At 62.1% G+C, this 14190-nt stretch carries 9 protein-coding genes; 4 read left to right on the top strand and 5 right to left on the bottom strand.

What is annotated here, in order from left to right; translation table 11 throughout:
- The first annotated feature begins 5 nt into the window (after positions 1-5).
- On the top strand, positions 6-1037 hold the full coding sequence (locus AC3WS7_RS14785) for a cytochrome d ubiquinol oxidase subunit II (RefSeq protein ID WP_492657041.1): 1032 nt from the start codon (positions 6-8) through the stop codon (positions 1035-1037).
- Positions 1038-1042: 5 nt separating this feature from the next.
- Here AC3WS7_RS14785 and AC3WS7_RS14780 read toward each other — a convergent pair whose 3' ends face one another.
- Both AC3WS7_RS14780 and mutL read right to left on the bottom strand, forming a co-directional pair.
- Positions 1043-4270 (bottom strand): bifunctional diguanylate cyclase/phosphodiesterase, encoded by a 3228-nt coding sequence (locus tag AC3WS7_RS14780; protein ID WP_492656889.1) that lies wholly within the window; start codon positions 4268-4270, stop codon positions 1043-1045.
- A 291-nt stretch (positions 4271-4561) separates the two neighbouring features.
- Positions 4562-6556, bottom strand: coding sequence for a DNA mismatch repair endonuclease MutL (gene mutL, locus AC3WS7_RS14775; protein WP_492656888.1), 1995 nt, complete (start codon positions 6554-6556; stop codon positions 4562-4564).
- Between the two features lie 35 nt (positions 6557-6591).
- Here mutL and AC3WS7_RS14770 point away from each other — a divergent pair, with 35 nt between their 5' ends.
- Together AC3WS7_RS14770 and AC3WS7_RS14765 are read left to right on the top strand one after the other, a co-directional pair.
- Positions 6592-7236: a VTT domain-containing protein gene (locus tag AC3WS7_RS14770; RefSeq protein ID WP_492656887.1), complete on the top strand. Its 645-nt coding sequence runs from the start codon at positions 6592-6594 to the stop codon at positions 7234-7236.
- Between the two features lie 638 nt (positions 7237-7874).
- On the top strand, positions 7875-10268 hold the full coding sequence (locus AC3WS7_RS14765; RefSeq protein WP_492656886.1) for an EAL domain-containing protein: 2394 nt from the start codon (positions 7875-7877) through the stop codon (positions 10266-10268).
- 24 nt (positions 10269-10292) lie between these two features.
- Here the strand turns inward: AC3WS7_RS14765 and AC3WS7_RS14760 are convergent, their stop codons facing one another.
- The 3 genes from AC3WS7_RS14760 to tsaE form a co-directional block, all read right to left on the bottom strand.
- A complete protein-coding gene (locus AC3WS7_RS14760) occupies positions 10293-10988 on the bottom strand; it encodes an N-acyl amino acid synthase FeeM domain-containing protein (protein WP_492656885.1) in 696 nt (231 codons plus the stop codon).
- 200 nt (positions 10989-11188) lie between these two features.
- On the bottom strand, positions 11189-12583 hold the full coding sequence (locus AC3WS7_RS14755; RefSeq protein WP_492656884.1) for an N-acetylmuramoyl-L-alanine amidase: 1395 nt from the start codon (positions 12581-12583) through the stop codon (positions 11189-11191).
- Positions 12580-13086, bottom strand: coding sequence for a tRNA (adenosine(37)-N6)-threonylcarbamoyltransferase complex ATPase subunit type 1 TsaE (gene tsaE / locus AC3WS7_RS14750; protein WP_492656883.1), 507 nt, complete (start codon positions 13084-13086; stop codon positions 12580-12582). Before tsaE ends, AC3WS7_RS14755 begins: the two co-directional genes overlap by 4 nt.
- 39 nt (positions 13087-13125) lie before the next feature.
- Here tsaE and queG point away from each other — a divergent pair, with 39 nt between their 5' ends.
- The gene (gene queG, locus AC3WS7_RS14745) at positions 13126-14187 is read left to right on the top strand and encodes a tRNA epoxyqueuosine(34) reductase QueG (protein ID WP_492657040.1); all 1062 of its coding nucleotides are present in this window, start codon (positions 13126-13128) and stop codon (positions 14185-14187) included.
- Positions 14188-14190 lie beyond the last annotated feature (3 nt).

Genomic DNA, 14190 nt, shown 5'->3' with positions numbered 1-14190 from the left:
ACCACCTGCTGACCCTGCCCGACCTGAGCCAACCCGCAGGCTGGCTGCCTCTGGTGTTTGCCCTGGTGATGGCCTTGGCCATGCTGGCCTATGTGATTCTGGATGGCTACGACCTGGGGGTGGGCGTGCTGCTGCGCCGGGCCGATGACGAGGCGCAGAAGGACACCATGATTGCCAGTATCGGCCCCTTTTGGGACGCCAACGAAACCTGGCTGGTGCTGGGAGTGGGCGTGTTGCTGGTGGCGTTTCCCATGGCGCACGGCGTCATTCTGGGAGCCTTGTATCTGCCGGTGGCGCTGATGCTGTTTGGGCTGACGCTGCGCGGTGTGGCGTTTGACTTTCGGGTGAAAGCGCGGGCGGAGCACAAGCCTTTGTGGGACCGTGCGTTCTATGCCGGTTCACTGTTGGCGGGCTGGTCGCAGGGTTTCATGCTGGGCGGGCTGGTCACCGGTTTTGGCCGCGACTGGGGCAGTCAACTCTTCAATGCGTTGATTGGCCTGTGCCTGGTGGCAGCCTACTGCTTGCTGGGCGCGGGTTGGCTGATCATGAAGACGGAAGGTGCGCTGCAAATGAAGGCCGTGCGCTGGGCCCAGGCCAGCCTGTGGCTCACGGCCGCTGGTGTGGTTGCCATTTCACTGGCCACACCCTGGGTCAGCCCGCGCATTTTTGACAAATGGTTCAGCTTTCCCAATGTGGTGATGCTGCTGCCGATTCCGGCCACGACGGTTGCGCTGTTTGTGGTGATTGCGCGCAGCCTGAAGCGCCTGCCCACGCGTCTGGCGCAAGCCAACCAGTACGGCGCAGCCGTGCCCTTTGCCAGCACCGTAGGGATTTTTTTGTTGGCCTTTTATGGCCTGGCCTACAGCTTGTTCCCGTGGCTGGTGGTGGACAAACTCACCATTTGGAACGCCGCCAGCGCGCCCGAGGCTTTGCTGGTCATCTTCTATGGCACCGTGGTCGTGCTGCCGGTCATCATCGGCTACACGGTGTTTGCGTACCGGGTGTTCTGGGGTAAGAGTACGGCGCTGAAGTACTAGGTGGACTACACCTTGTTGCGCAGCCCCGCTTCGAGGGTGTCGACCGGCAGCGGCTTGCCGAAATAGTAGCCCTGGTAAGCATCACATCCCATGCTTGCCAGGGCTTGGCGTTGGCCTTCGTCCTCTACCCCCTCGGCAATCACCACCAGCCCCAGGCTATGGCCCAGCGAGATGATGGTGCGGGCGATGGTGGCGTCGTTGGGGTCGGTCAGCAGGTCGCGCACAAAGCCCTGGTCAATCTTGAGTTGCTGCAGCGGCAGGCGCTTGAGGTATGCCAGTGAGGAATAGCCGGTGCCGAAATCGTCCAGCGAGAAGCTCACGCCGTGCTGGCGCAGGGCACTCATCTTCAGGACCAGGTCTTCCACATTGGCGGCCAATGTGCTTTCCGTCAGTTCCAGCTTCAGCCGTTCCGGTGGCGCGTTGGAGGTGGTCAAGGCGTGCTCGACCTGTGCCACAAAGTCAGCTTGTGCAAACTGGGCAGCGCTTACATTGACGGCGATCGTCAGGTGGGCGGTGCAAGGGTCTTGGGCCCAGCGGGCCAACTGCTGGCAAGCGGTCTCAAGCACCCACTGGCCCAGCGGCAATATCAGGCCGGTCTCCTCAGCCAATGGAATGAAGTGAGCGGGCGACACCATGCCTCGCTGGGGGTGCTGCCACCGGATCAGTGCCTCCACCCCCAGGCTGCCGCCGTGCGGGTCCACTTGCAGTTGGTAGAACAGCACAAACTCTTGCGCTAGGAGACCATGGCGAATTTCTTCTTCCATCTGGCTGCGCTCCACCGCCTTGGCCTGCATAGCGGGGTCAAAAAAGCAGAAGGTGTTGCGCCCCGCGGCCTTGGCCTGATAGAGCGCGGCATCGGCCTCCTTGAGCAAGTCGTCATAACTTTTGCTGTTTTCCACAAACAAGGCGATGCCTACACTGGTCGTTGCCACGTGGGGCTTGCCCTGCAGGCTGCAGGGTTCGGCCAACAAGTGCAAGATCTTATGGGCGACTACTTCCGCACGCGCAGCTGCCTCATCGTGTTTGGCACTGAGATTTTCCAGCACCAACACGAATTCATCACCACCCAAGCGGGCCACGGTGTCACCCTCGCGCACGGCCATTTGCAGACGGGTGGCCACTTGCTGGAGCAGGTCATCACCCACTGCATGCCCCTGGGTGTCGTTGACCTGTTTGAAGTGGTCCAGGTCCAGGAACATCACTGCACCATACAACCCGCTACGACTGGAAGCGGCCAGCGCATGGCGCAGATGGTCGGCCAGCAGGCGGCGGTTGGGCAGGCCGGTCAGGCCATCGTAAAACGCCAGCCTGCGGATTTCTTCCTCATCGGAGCGTCGCTGGGTAATGTCACGCACCAGGCCAATGAAGGTCGCTTCGCCCAGATGTATGGTTTGCGATACCGAGAGGTTCATGGGGAAGGTGCTGCCGTCTTTGCGCCTGCCCTCCAGTTCGCGGGGTTTGCCAAGTACCCGTTCTTCGCCTGTCTGCCGGTAGTGTTCGAGGTAGCCGTCATGCTGGCTGCGGTGGGGCTCGGGCATCAGCATGGACACATTGCGCCCCACCACTTCGTCGGCGTTGTAGCCGAACATGGCACTTGCGGCTTTGTTGAACGTTCTGACCAACCCATCCGGGCCGATGGTGACGACGCCATCGGCCATGTTGTCCAGAATGGCCTGGGTGTGTTGCAGGGACGCCTGCAAGGCATTTTTCGCCCGGACGCGCTCCGTCACGTCACGTTGTACAGAGACCCAGTGGGTAAACCAGCCCGTGCTGTCGGCGATGGGGGCAATATTGAGCTCCACCCAGAATTCCTCGCCGCTTTTGCTGTAGTTGATCAGCTCGGCGTGGATTGATTTCCAGTGCTGCAGGCTTTGGCGGATCTGGTCCAACACGGCGCGGTCGGTATGGGGGCCCTGCAGGATGCGGGGTGTCTTGCCTAAAACCTCTTCCCGGGTGTACCCGGTCTTGCGCTCAAACGCCTCGTTCACAAACACGATGCGCGGGCCCGCACCGTGCAAGGGCTCGGCTTCCGTGATCAGCACAATGTCGTTGAGGTCTGCCATGGCCGTTCCCAGCAGTTTGAGTTGCTGCTCTGACTCCATGCGTTCAGTGACATCCCTGGTCAGCACAATGAGTCGTGGTTCAGCATCGGCTTCCAGCGCCTTGCGTGCGGCTGTGAGTTCAAACCATCGCCAGCCGTCACGCAAGCGCAACTTGACCAAATACCCGCTGGAGCGGCCCTTGTCCATGGCCTCTTTTAGGGCCGCAAGTACGGTGTCGGCGGAGGCGCGGGGCATGACGTCCCGCACGTTTTTCCCTACCAGCGTGGTGGCCGCTATGCCCAACAGGTCAATCTGGGGGGTGTGGTAGCTGTAGTAAGTGCCGTTGAGCTCCATCTCGAAAATCATGTCGGGAATCGCTTCCAGCGTGGCTTTGAGGCTGCTCTGAACCGCATCCAGCGCCTGGTAGGGGCGCTGTACGGTCGCGACAAAGATGCTCTGGTAGAGGAACAGGTAAGCGATTACCTTGTACACATGGCCGGCCAAATTGAACAGGTCTGTCACGCTGGCGTACATCGTGAAGAACAGCTCGCTCATGGCCATGGTCAGCACCGCACCCAGCAGTGCCGTGAGGTGCGGGCCGGGTTCAGTGCGCCTGCGCTTCAGCAGAAAGACTGCCGCCAACAGGTGCAGGCCTATCAGGCCGTATTCCAGACGGACCTTGAGTGCCGTCAGCCCACTGCCTGCGATAAAGGTACGTGGCATGGTACTTGGATGGAACAGGAACACCCAGTGTGCCAACACCACAAATGCCAGCACGCCTGCCAGCAGGCCATAACGATGCAGGGGGCGGCGCAAGGGCTTCCAGGGCAGGGCGGCGACCAGCAACAGGCCGACGGCGGCAAGCAGTCGCGCAGCCAACCAGAAGTTGATGGCTTTCTCCGGGTCGCTGGGCGTGACATACAGCGGCATGCCCTTGAAAGACATCAGGTGTGAGAAGTCCAGCAGTGCCACACCCAAAAAGGTGTAGGCCAGCAGGGGCATGCTGCCCGATGCCTTGTGGGCTTGTGCGTTCCAAACCGTCGCAAAAATCAGTCCGGACACCACAACGGCGATGATCTCTAGCAGGGAGTGCAAAGGCTCATACCCCGCGATGCCGCGCAGGCTGTCCGGCACCTCGACCCACAGCAGGAGCAACAGGACTGCCGCCAGCACCAGCAGCTGGTTTCGCATCCCGCGCAAATTTTCCCAGGGGTTGGTTTGGGGTGCAACAGCGTTCAAAAGACAAGCTCCTGGAGCAGGGACAAACACGCCCCGGGTCAGCCTACGGAAGATAAAGGCAATGGGGCCGTTCGTACAGGGCTAAGACTCGATGCAAGTCAAAGTTGCAACGATTATGCGGCCTGTCCTCCCAACTTTCTATATTCCCCGAGCGCGTAGCAGTGCCGTGGGTTGGCAGCAACGCCAGCAACCGGGCCTCGTCCCACTTGCCCAGCATTCAGCTGCAGGGCAGGGCGCGCGTGGTCAGCGCCCCCGCAGAAACAGCGTGTCCAGCTCTTTGAGGGATAGCTGGCGCCAGGTGGGGCGGCCATGGTTGCATTGGTCGCTGCGTTCGGTGGCTTCCATGTCGCGCAGCAGGGCGTTCATCTCTTCAAGCGTGAGCTTGCGGTTGGCGCGCACGGCGCCGTGGCAGGCCATGGTGCCCAATATTTCGTTTTGTGCGCGCTGGATGACGGTGCTGGCGTCGTGCTGGGCCAGTTCGGCCAGCACGCTGCGCGCCAGTTCCACCGCGTCGCCCTGGGCCAGCGTGGTGGGCACGGCGCGCACGGCCAGGGTCTTGGGCGAGAAGGGGCTGATCTCCAGGCCTAGTGTGTTCAGCGTGGCGACATGGGCCTCAGCGGTGGCCACTTCGTCGGGGGTGGCGGCGAAGGTGGCGGGAATCAAGAGTGGTTGGCTGGCCAGCGGATGCACCGAGCCATCGGGTGCGGTGAGGCTGATCTGCGTTTTAAGGCGTTCGTAGACGATGCGCTCATGGGCGGCGTGCATGTCCACGATGACCAGGCCTTGGGTGTTCTCGGCCAGGATGTAGACGCCTTGCAGTTGGGCGATGGCGCGGCCTAGGGGCCAGACTTGGTTTTCGCTCGCTGGACGGCTGGGCGGCACAGGGCTTTGCTCCGTGTCCTCCGCTCGCTGTGCGGGCTCCCCCTTTACCTGCGCAAAGCCCTGTGCCGCCCAGCCTTCTTGGGGTGTGGGCTGGCGTTGCCAGAGGGCACCTACATCGCTGACGCGGTGGCCTATCAAACCCGAATCTGCTTCAAATTTGATAGCTGGTTGCGCACTGTACATGGGGGCTGCAGGCCTATTTGGCACATAAATTACCGGTGCGGGCAGGGTGGTTGCCTCACCGGTGCTGCCAAACAAGCTGGGAGCCTGCGTCTGCCCAGCCGTGGCGCCAACCGCTGCAGCGGCGCGGGGTGCCGCCAGGGTGTCTTCCACCGCGTGGCGCACCGCTTGGTGCACTTCGCGGCTGTCGCGGAAGCGCACCTCGATCTTGGTGGGGTGCACGTTCACGTCCACGCGCGTGGGGTCCATCGCCACGTAGAGCGCATAAACCGGCTGGCGGTTGCCGTGCAGCACGTCTTCATAGGCGCTGCGCGCGGCATGGGTCAGCACCTTGTCGCGCACAAAGCGGCCGTTTACGTAGCAGAACTGCTGGTCGGCGCGGGAGCGGGCGGCGTCGGGTACGCCGGCACGGCCCCAGACGCGCAGCGCGGGCTGGCCGTATTCGTTGGCTTGGCTGCTGTGCCAGTCCACGCGCACGCTCTGCGCCAGAAACTCGGGGCCCAGCACGTCGGAGAGGCGCTGGTCGAGGGCGGCCAGCGGGTCGGCGTGTTCACACTTGCGCCATTGTTCCACCAGCTTGCCCTCGTGCCAGATGGCAAAGCCCACATCGGGGCGGGCCAGTGCGTGGCGGCGTACAGCCTCGATGCAGTGGGCCAGTTCGGTGGCATCGGTTTTCAGGAATTTGCGACGGGCCGGGGTGCTGTAGAACAGCTCTTTCACCTCGACCGTCGTGCCCTGGCTGCGCGCCACAGGCTTTAGTTCGCCCGTGCGGCCGTCCAGTAAATAGGCATCATTCAGGCCGCTAGCCCTCGACAATATTGCGCAATCAGCTATGGAGTTGATAGCGGCCAGTGCTTCGCCGCGAAAGCCCATGGTGGCCACGCTCTCCAGGTCGTGCAGGTTGCCGATCTTGCTGGTGGCGTGGCGCTTGAAGGCAATCGGCAGTTCATCGCGCAGGATGCCTTGGCCATCGTCCTCGACACTGATCAGGCGCACGCCACCGGCCAACAGACGCAGCGTCACCTGGGTGGCGCCCGCGTCCAGCGCGTTGTCTACCAACTCGCGCACCACGCTGGAGGGGCGCTCCACCACCTCGCCAGCCGCAATCTGGCTGATGAGTTCGTCGGGCAGTTCGCGGATGGGGCGGCGCAAGGAGGGTGGGAGTGGGGCGTTCACGCAGGCATTTTAGGCCGCGGACATAATGGCTGCCCATGGAACTCATTACCTCACTTCTCGACTTCATTTTGCATGTGGACAAATACCTTGAGGTCTTTGTTCAGAACTATGGTGCTTGGGTCTATGCGCTGCTATTTTTGATAGTGTTTGTAGAAACCGGCGTGGTGGTCATGCCCTTCTTGCCTGGCGATTCGCTGCTGTTTGTCGTGGGTGCCATGTGTGGCGTGGGGCTCATGAGTTTTCCGTTAGCTGTGGGCGTGCTGTTGGTTGCAGCGGTGTTTGGCGACCAGTGCAATTACTCCATCGGGCGATATTTCGGGCCCAAGGTCTTCCAGTGGGAGCAGTCTCGATTTTTCAACAAGGCAGCCTTTGACAAGGCGCACGCCTTCTATGAAACCCACGGCGGTTTCACCATCATTGCGGCGCGGTTTATGCCGTTTTTGCGTACTTTTGTGCCTTTTGTGGGCGGCGTGGCGCAGATGAGTCGCAGTAAATTTACGCTGTTCAATATTGCAGGTGCGGTGCTGTGGGTACTAGGCATTTGCACCGCAGGTTACTTTTTTGGCAGCTTCCCATGGGTTAAGGAAAATTTGGACAAAATTATCTGGGCGATGATTCTGATTCCGGGTTTGTTTGTCATCGGAGGCGTGTTGAAATCGAGCGTTAAATCGACCGTATGACGGATGCAATGCCTATCGGGGCAGAGGTGGCGCATTTCTAGCTTGTAGCCCTGCCTATCCCAGTGTTTCGCGTCTAACTAACCAAGAAAAACGTCGTGAAAAAAGTTGTTGGAAATCTATTGGTTTACCTGGTCACTTGGGTGTTTCCGGCGGTACTGGTGGCTCTTGCTGGCATTGCCCTGCTCTGGCAACTGGGGTGGAACGAGTCGACCAAAGGACACCCGGTACCTTTGCGTGTATGGGAGGAAACGCAGCCATTGGGCACGGCAACACCGATGGAGATACATCTGCGTTTATCGGCAATGTCGGAGTCCAGTGCCGTTGAAACGCGCCTTTCGTTACAGCATTTCTGGTTCACCCTGGAGTTGCCGGCACAGGCCCTAGGTCAGGTATCGGATCTTGATTTCCCATCCCGTCATGCCATGCGGCTGGCTTGCTGGGATGGACAGACAGGACAGTTGCTGGGTGAGGGGGATCGTTTCGCTGTGAGCGGTGCGTTGCGCGCCAGTCGTGCGGGCTTTGCGCTTCGCCTGCCGTTGCGAGAGGACTCCCTGTCGTTAGTCTGTCAGTCGGCATACCGCGGTCCGGCCAGGATTTCGGCGGACCTGTGGGAGGCGGGCGCCTTAGCTGGAGCCCAATTGGCCCATAAGAAGACGGGGGTGATGCTGGAAGCGGGTATTGGCGTGTTGGCAATTTTTATGTTGCTCACGGCTTTGGTGAATCGCAGCGGTTTGTATTGGACTTTCGTCGGCTGGTTGCTGCTCAATATGCGTATGGCGGGCATTTCCGCTGGGACCGATTTTGAGATTTTTGGCTATGCCATCCAGCCCGCCTATCTGGTGTTGGCACGTCAATGGACCGTGTGCATGTATTACGCCATGACGATCGGCTTGTTCAGTCTTTTGTTCAAGGACGAGCTGAAAGAAATCAAGGCGAGCTGGGCATTGACCTTGCATCAGCTCAGCGCGCTGCTGGTCATCGTCTTCTGCGCATTCTTTTCGTTTGAACGCACGCTGCCCCTCCTCTGGGCCGCCACCGTGTCGGTGGTGGTCGTGATGATTTTTTATCTCGTCAAGATTTTGCGCCACACCCATTCGCGCGTGGCGGGCTGGTACGCCGCCTCCATCACGGTGACGCTGGTCGCCAGCATGAACGAGGTGGTGGCTGCGGCCACGGGGCAGCGCTCCTTGATGGCTGGGCTCAACAGCGTGACCGCCGCGATTGCCTCGGCCCTGCTGGCCTCGGCGGCGGTGGCCGAGCACATGCGTTTCCACCGCTTGCAGAACCAGCGCGCCCAGAAGCTGCTGGAGGCGGCGTACCAGGACTCCCCGGTGGGCCTGTTCACCATCGGGCGGGGCCAGACAATCATCAAAGCCAACCCGGCCTTCCACGCCATGTTGCGGCGCACCGCCCAGGTGGAGCCAATGGGTTTGAAGGACTGGTTTGATGGGGCGGTGGTGGAGCAAGTGCTGGCGCTGCACAGCGCTCGGCACAGCACCTCGGTGGACCTGCAAACGCAGACCTTGCTGCCGCGCGCCGGGGAGCCGAGCTGGTTTGCCATCAATGCGTCGACGGTGGATGGCAACACCATCGAATGCTCCTTGCAGGACATCACAGAACGCGTGTTGGCCACGCAGCGCCTGGAGTACCTGGCCAGCCACGACCCGTTGACGGGCTGCCTGAACCTGCGCGGCCTGGCGCTGGAAGCTGAAAAGCCGGACTACCAGCCCAGCGCCTTGGCCTACTTTGACCTGGACCGCTTCAAGCTCATCAATGACCTGTACGGGCATACGGCCGGAGATAATGTGCTGAAGCAGGTGGCCGAGCGCATGGGCAGTGTGCTGCAGCGCAAGGATAAATTGGCCCGGATTGGCGGAGACGAGTTTGTGATCGTGTTCTCCCGCGCCAGCATGGAAGACAGCGAGGCCAGCTGCAACAGCATTGCCATGTTGATCGGCTCCACGCCGTTTCAGATCGACAACCAGAGTTTTTCGCTGGATGTGTCCGGGGGGCTGGTGGGCATGGCGCGTTTTGGGCAGTCACCGCTGAAAGACGTGGTGTCTGCTGCCGACACCCTGTGTCGCATGGCCAAGAAGCGCAGCACTCAGCGCCTGGTGGTGATGGAGTCGGGTGACCGCTTCTTCCAGCAGCACCAGGACGAGCTAGACCTGATCAACTGCCTGGAGCGTGGCGAGACGCCCCAGGGTTTGTTTTTGGTGATGCAGCCGGAGTTGTCCCTGAGTCGCCCCTTTGACTCGCTGAACTTCGAGATTCTGGTGCGCCTGCGCAAACCCGATGGCTCGGTGGTGCCCGCAGCCACCATCATCGAAGCGGCCGAGGCGCATGGCAAAACGGCCATCATTGACCGTTGGGTGGTAACCACCGCCATCGATTGGCTGGAGCGCAACGCCCAGAACCTGGAGCGCACCCACTTTGTCGGAGTCAACCTCTCGGGGGGCTCGCTCAACGACGAGTTTTTCACGGCCGAGCTGTTCGCCCTGTTCGAGCAGCACCCGCAGGCGCTCTCCAAAATCTGCATCGAAATCACCGAAACCGTGGCCATCACCGATATGCGCAATATGCAGCGCTTTATCGACCGCGTGCGCTCCATGGGGGCCAAGGTGGGGTTGGACGATTTTGGAGCCGGATATTCTTCGTTCGGCTACCTCAAAGGCCTCTCGGTGGATGCCCTCAAGCTGGACGGTTCACTGGTACGGGATGCCGCGCGCAGCCAGTCCGGCATGGCCATCATCATGGCAATCGGCGGGTTGGTGAACAGCCTGGGCATGAAGTCTGTCGGTGAGTTTGCCGAAGACCTGCTCACCATCCGCGCGCTGGTAGACGCCGGCATCGACTATGCCCAAGGCTATGGCATCAGCAAACCGGTGGAGCCAGAAAAAATCCTGGCTGCCAGCAGCGGTGCCGACTTCATCCAGGATCCGGAGATCCTGGCTTTTGTTAAACAACTGCAAACCCAAGCAGACGCCACGCTGTCCCTGTTCCAGGACTCGCGGCGCGACGATCGGCATTGAGCAGCGCTTGGTGCTGGTGTGTCTTCAGTGGGCCAAGGCCGCTCCCTTGGCCCAGTTTTGGTTGGCGGGAACGCCACCGTGCGAGGGGACGGTCGAAGCGGGTGCGGCCTGCACCGCGGGGCATTGCCAGTTGAAGCGGATGGACTTGGCCCCTGACAGGTCGATATCCGGATGCTGCGTTTCAAAGAAGAAGCGGTACAGGTTGTGCTGCGACTCCAGCCACAGGGGCTGGACGTCTTGCGGGTCCAGGCACATCACGCGGTGGGGCACCCCGTTGGCATGGGCCATGGGGTAAAAGCTGCGGGCCACGCCCACATCCTGGAAGTGCAGGCTGTCGTAAATCCGGTCCACGGGCCGGCGGCCTGCGGCCATCATCCAGTCCACGTTTTGGTCCAGGCAATAGCGGTGCAAAGCCTTGAACAGGGCGCTGCGCACCACGGAAGAATGGGGGTTGCCCTTGATGCACAGGCGCGTGGTCTCCACCATGCGGCTTGCGCTAAAGCGAGTGGGCAGCTGCAGCGAGTGTTGCAGTGGCAGAGCCTTCATGATGTTGGCATGGGTGCGCAAGGTGCCGAGTACGCTGCCGTCGAGCTTGGACGTGGCGACGAACACTTCGCAGCCCACCTCAAAGTCGGCGGCCTCCGCTTCGCGCAGCTTGGCGCCGAGTTCGGGGAGGTGTTTGCCGTAGGAGGCTGCGCGCAGCTGGATCACGCCGTCCATGTGTGCGTCGGATGCAATCTCCACCCGAAATGGCAAATTCTCAGAATGAACGACCGGTGTTTCTATACCCCCTGCCTGGACCATGACGACCTCCCTTCCGCTGCGTTGATGAAACAACCAGTCTAGGGTTAGTCCTTAGGTTCAATGGCCCAATCAAGCGGTGATTTGACAGCCATTTCGATTCTGGCCGAGGCGCTCCTTCAACTCGTCGTCCGGTTGCGCGCCAACGGCGGGTTCTTGGCGAAGTAAGCCAGGATGCCGCGCATCAGCGCATCGGCCAGCTGGTTCTGGTAGGCCTCGCTGTTGAGTTTGACCTCTTCACTGGGGTTGCTGATGAAGGCGGCCTCCACCAGCACGCTGGGGATGTCGGGGGCCTTGAGGACGGCAAAAGACGCTTGCTCCACTTTGGGCTTGTGCAGCTTGCCCACGCGTTTGATTTCGCCCAGCAGGTTGCTGCCGAGCTTGAGGCTGTCGTTGATCTGGGCGGTGGTGCTCATGTCCAGCAGGGCGCGCTGCACGGTAGCGTCCTTGGCCTTCACGTTCAGGCCGCCAATCAAATCCGCCTTGTTTTCCTTGGCCGCCATCCAGCGCGCGGCGCTGCTGGATGCACCGCCCTGGCTCAGTGCAAACACGCTGGCACCCTGCGGGTCGGGGGTGAAGAAGGCGTCGGCATGCAGGCTCACAAACAGGTCGGCCTGCACGCGACGCGCCTTCTGCACGCGCGTGCCAAGTGGCACAAAGAAGTCGGCATCGCGCGTCAGGTAGGCGCGCATGGCGCTGCCGTTCACGGTGGCGTTGTTGATGCGCTCGCGTAGCAGGTGGGCCAGTTTGAGCACCACGTCTTTTTCTTTGGTGCCGCCAGGCCCCACCGCGCCGGGGTCTTCGCCGCCATGGCCGGGGTCCAGGGCAATGATGATCAGGCGTTCGGTGGCGCTTCCGGGGGCGGCAGGTGCTGGCGGTTTAGTGCCATTTAGGCCTGTAGCCCCCGTGGAATCTGCGCGAGTAGCTCCTGTTTTAGGAGCGTTGGGGCCTGCTGCCACCGCCGCACTGGAGGCGGGGCGCTGTGTGTGCTGGGCAATCAGCGCATCCAGCGGGTCGGCGGCAGGCTTGCTTGCGGCGGCGGCGGGCTTGGGTGCCGTGTCCTTGAGTCGGTCAGCAATCAGGCCTTCCAGCGGGTCCACTTCGTCCACCGGGTAGAGGTCAAACACCAACCGGTGCTGGTAGGCCGCCACCGGTGCGAGCGAAAACACCTGGGGCCTGATAGGGTGCTTGAGGTCCACCACCAGGCGCACCACCGTGGGCGTGAACTGCCCCACGCGGATGCCCGCAATATTGGGGTCGTCGGCCTTGACCTTGGCCACCAGTTCCTTGAGCGCGGGGTTGAGCGTAATGCCTTCAATGTCCACTGCCAGGCGTGGCGGGCTGGGCACAAAGGTTTGTTTGGCGGTCAAGGCCGCGTCGGATTCGATGGTGACGCGCGAGTACTCGGGCGCGGGCCACACGCGCACTGTCATGATGGTGGCGCCGCGCGCCAGGTGGGCCGCACCGAGCGTGAGCACCACGCTGCCAGCTTGCAACAGGGTGCGTCGTTTCATGCGGTTGCCCCCGGCAACCCTTGCAGCAATGCCTGCCCCGCTGCGGTGTGGGCCTGCAGCGTGACGCTGCGGCTGCTGTCGTCCCGTGTGCGGATGTGCAGGTCCACATCGGCCACCGGAAGCACACCGGCGGCTTTTTCGGGCCACTCGGCCAGTTTCAGGCCAGGGCTGGCAAAGATGTCACGAAAGCCCGCTTCCTCCCACTCGCGCGGGTCGTTGAAGCGGTAGAAGTCAAAGTGCCAGATGTTGAGCGCATCCAGCTCGTAGGGTTCCACCACGGTGTAGGTGGGGCTCTTGATGCGGCCCGTCACGCCCAGCGCCTGCAGCAGGTGGCGCACCAGTGTGGTCTTGCCAGCGCCCAGGTCACCATGCAGGGCCACAAAGGCATTGGCCAGCGCAGGCTGCGTGGCCCAGTGCTGCGCAAAGGATTGGGTAGCGGCTTCGTCCGGCCACACCAGGGTGGCGCTTTCTACAATGGGGTGGTGACGATCAACAGCGTGCAAGACAAGGCTCAATTCAGTGGCGACCAGCTGGTGGCGCAGGTGCGGGCCTGGGCCCGGGAACTTGGATTCTCCCAAATTGGCGTGGCCGGTGTGGATTTGTCGTCCGCCGAGGCCGGTTTATTGGCCTGGTTGTCGCACGGTTTCCACGGTGACATGGGCTATATGGCCCAACACGGCCTCAAACGCGCCCGCCCGGCCGAGCTGGTGCCCGGCACGGTGAGCGTCATCACCGCGCGCATGGACTACCTGCCACAGGCCACCGAGCCGGGCTGGCAGGACACCGAGCTGGCGCGCCTGCAGCGCCCCGGTGAGGGTATTGTGTCGCTCTATGCGCGGGGGCGGGACTACCACAAGGTGCTGCGCAACCGCCTGCAAAAACTGGCCGACCAGCTGTCGGCCCACATGGGCCCGTTGGGCTACCGCGTGTTCACCGATTCGGCCCCGGTGCTGGAGGCCGAGCTGGCCTCGCGCAGCGGCCAGGGCTGGCGCGGCAAACACACGCTGCTGCTCAACCGCGAGGCCGGCTCCATGTTCTTCTTGGGCGAGATCTATGTGGACGTGGCGCTGCCCGCCAGCGCACCGGTAGAGCCGCACTGCGGCAGCTGCAGCGCCTGTATCAGCGCTTGCCCCACGCAGGCCATCCTCGCGCCGCACCGGCTCGATGCGCGGCGTTGCATTTCCTACCTGACCATCGAGCACGCCGGCCCGATTCCATTGGAGATGCGGGTGCTGATCGGCAACCGTATTTACGGCTGCGACGACTGCCAGCTGGTCTGCCCCTGGAACAAGTTTGCCCAGCGCAGCAGCCTGCCCGACTTTGACGCCCGCGAGGGCCTGGCCGGTGAGCAACTGGCCACGCTGCTGGATTGGACCGAAGACACGTTTTTGAAGCACACCGAAGGCAGCCCGATCCGCCGCATCGGCCACGTGCGTTGGTTGCGCAATGTGGCGGTGGCCCTGGGCAATGCGCTGCATGGCACGGGCTTGAGTGCGGTGCAGCGCGCCACCATGGTCCAGTCCTTGCAACGCCGTACCAACCACCCGGACCCACTGGTGCAAGAGCATGTGCAGTGGGCCTTGCAATCCGACGACCCCGAGTGAACC

This window comes from Rhodoferax sp. EU05-FHT12H12, from assembly GCF_058791215.1.
This window is presented reverse-complemented; position numbering and strand designations above follow the sequence as displayed.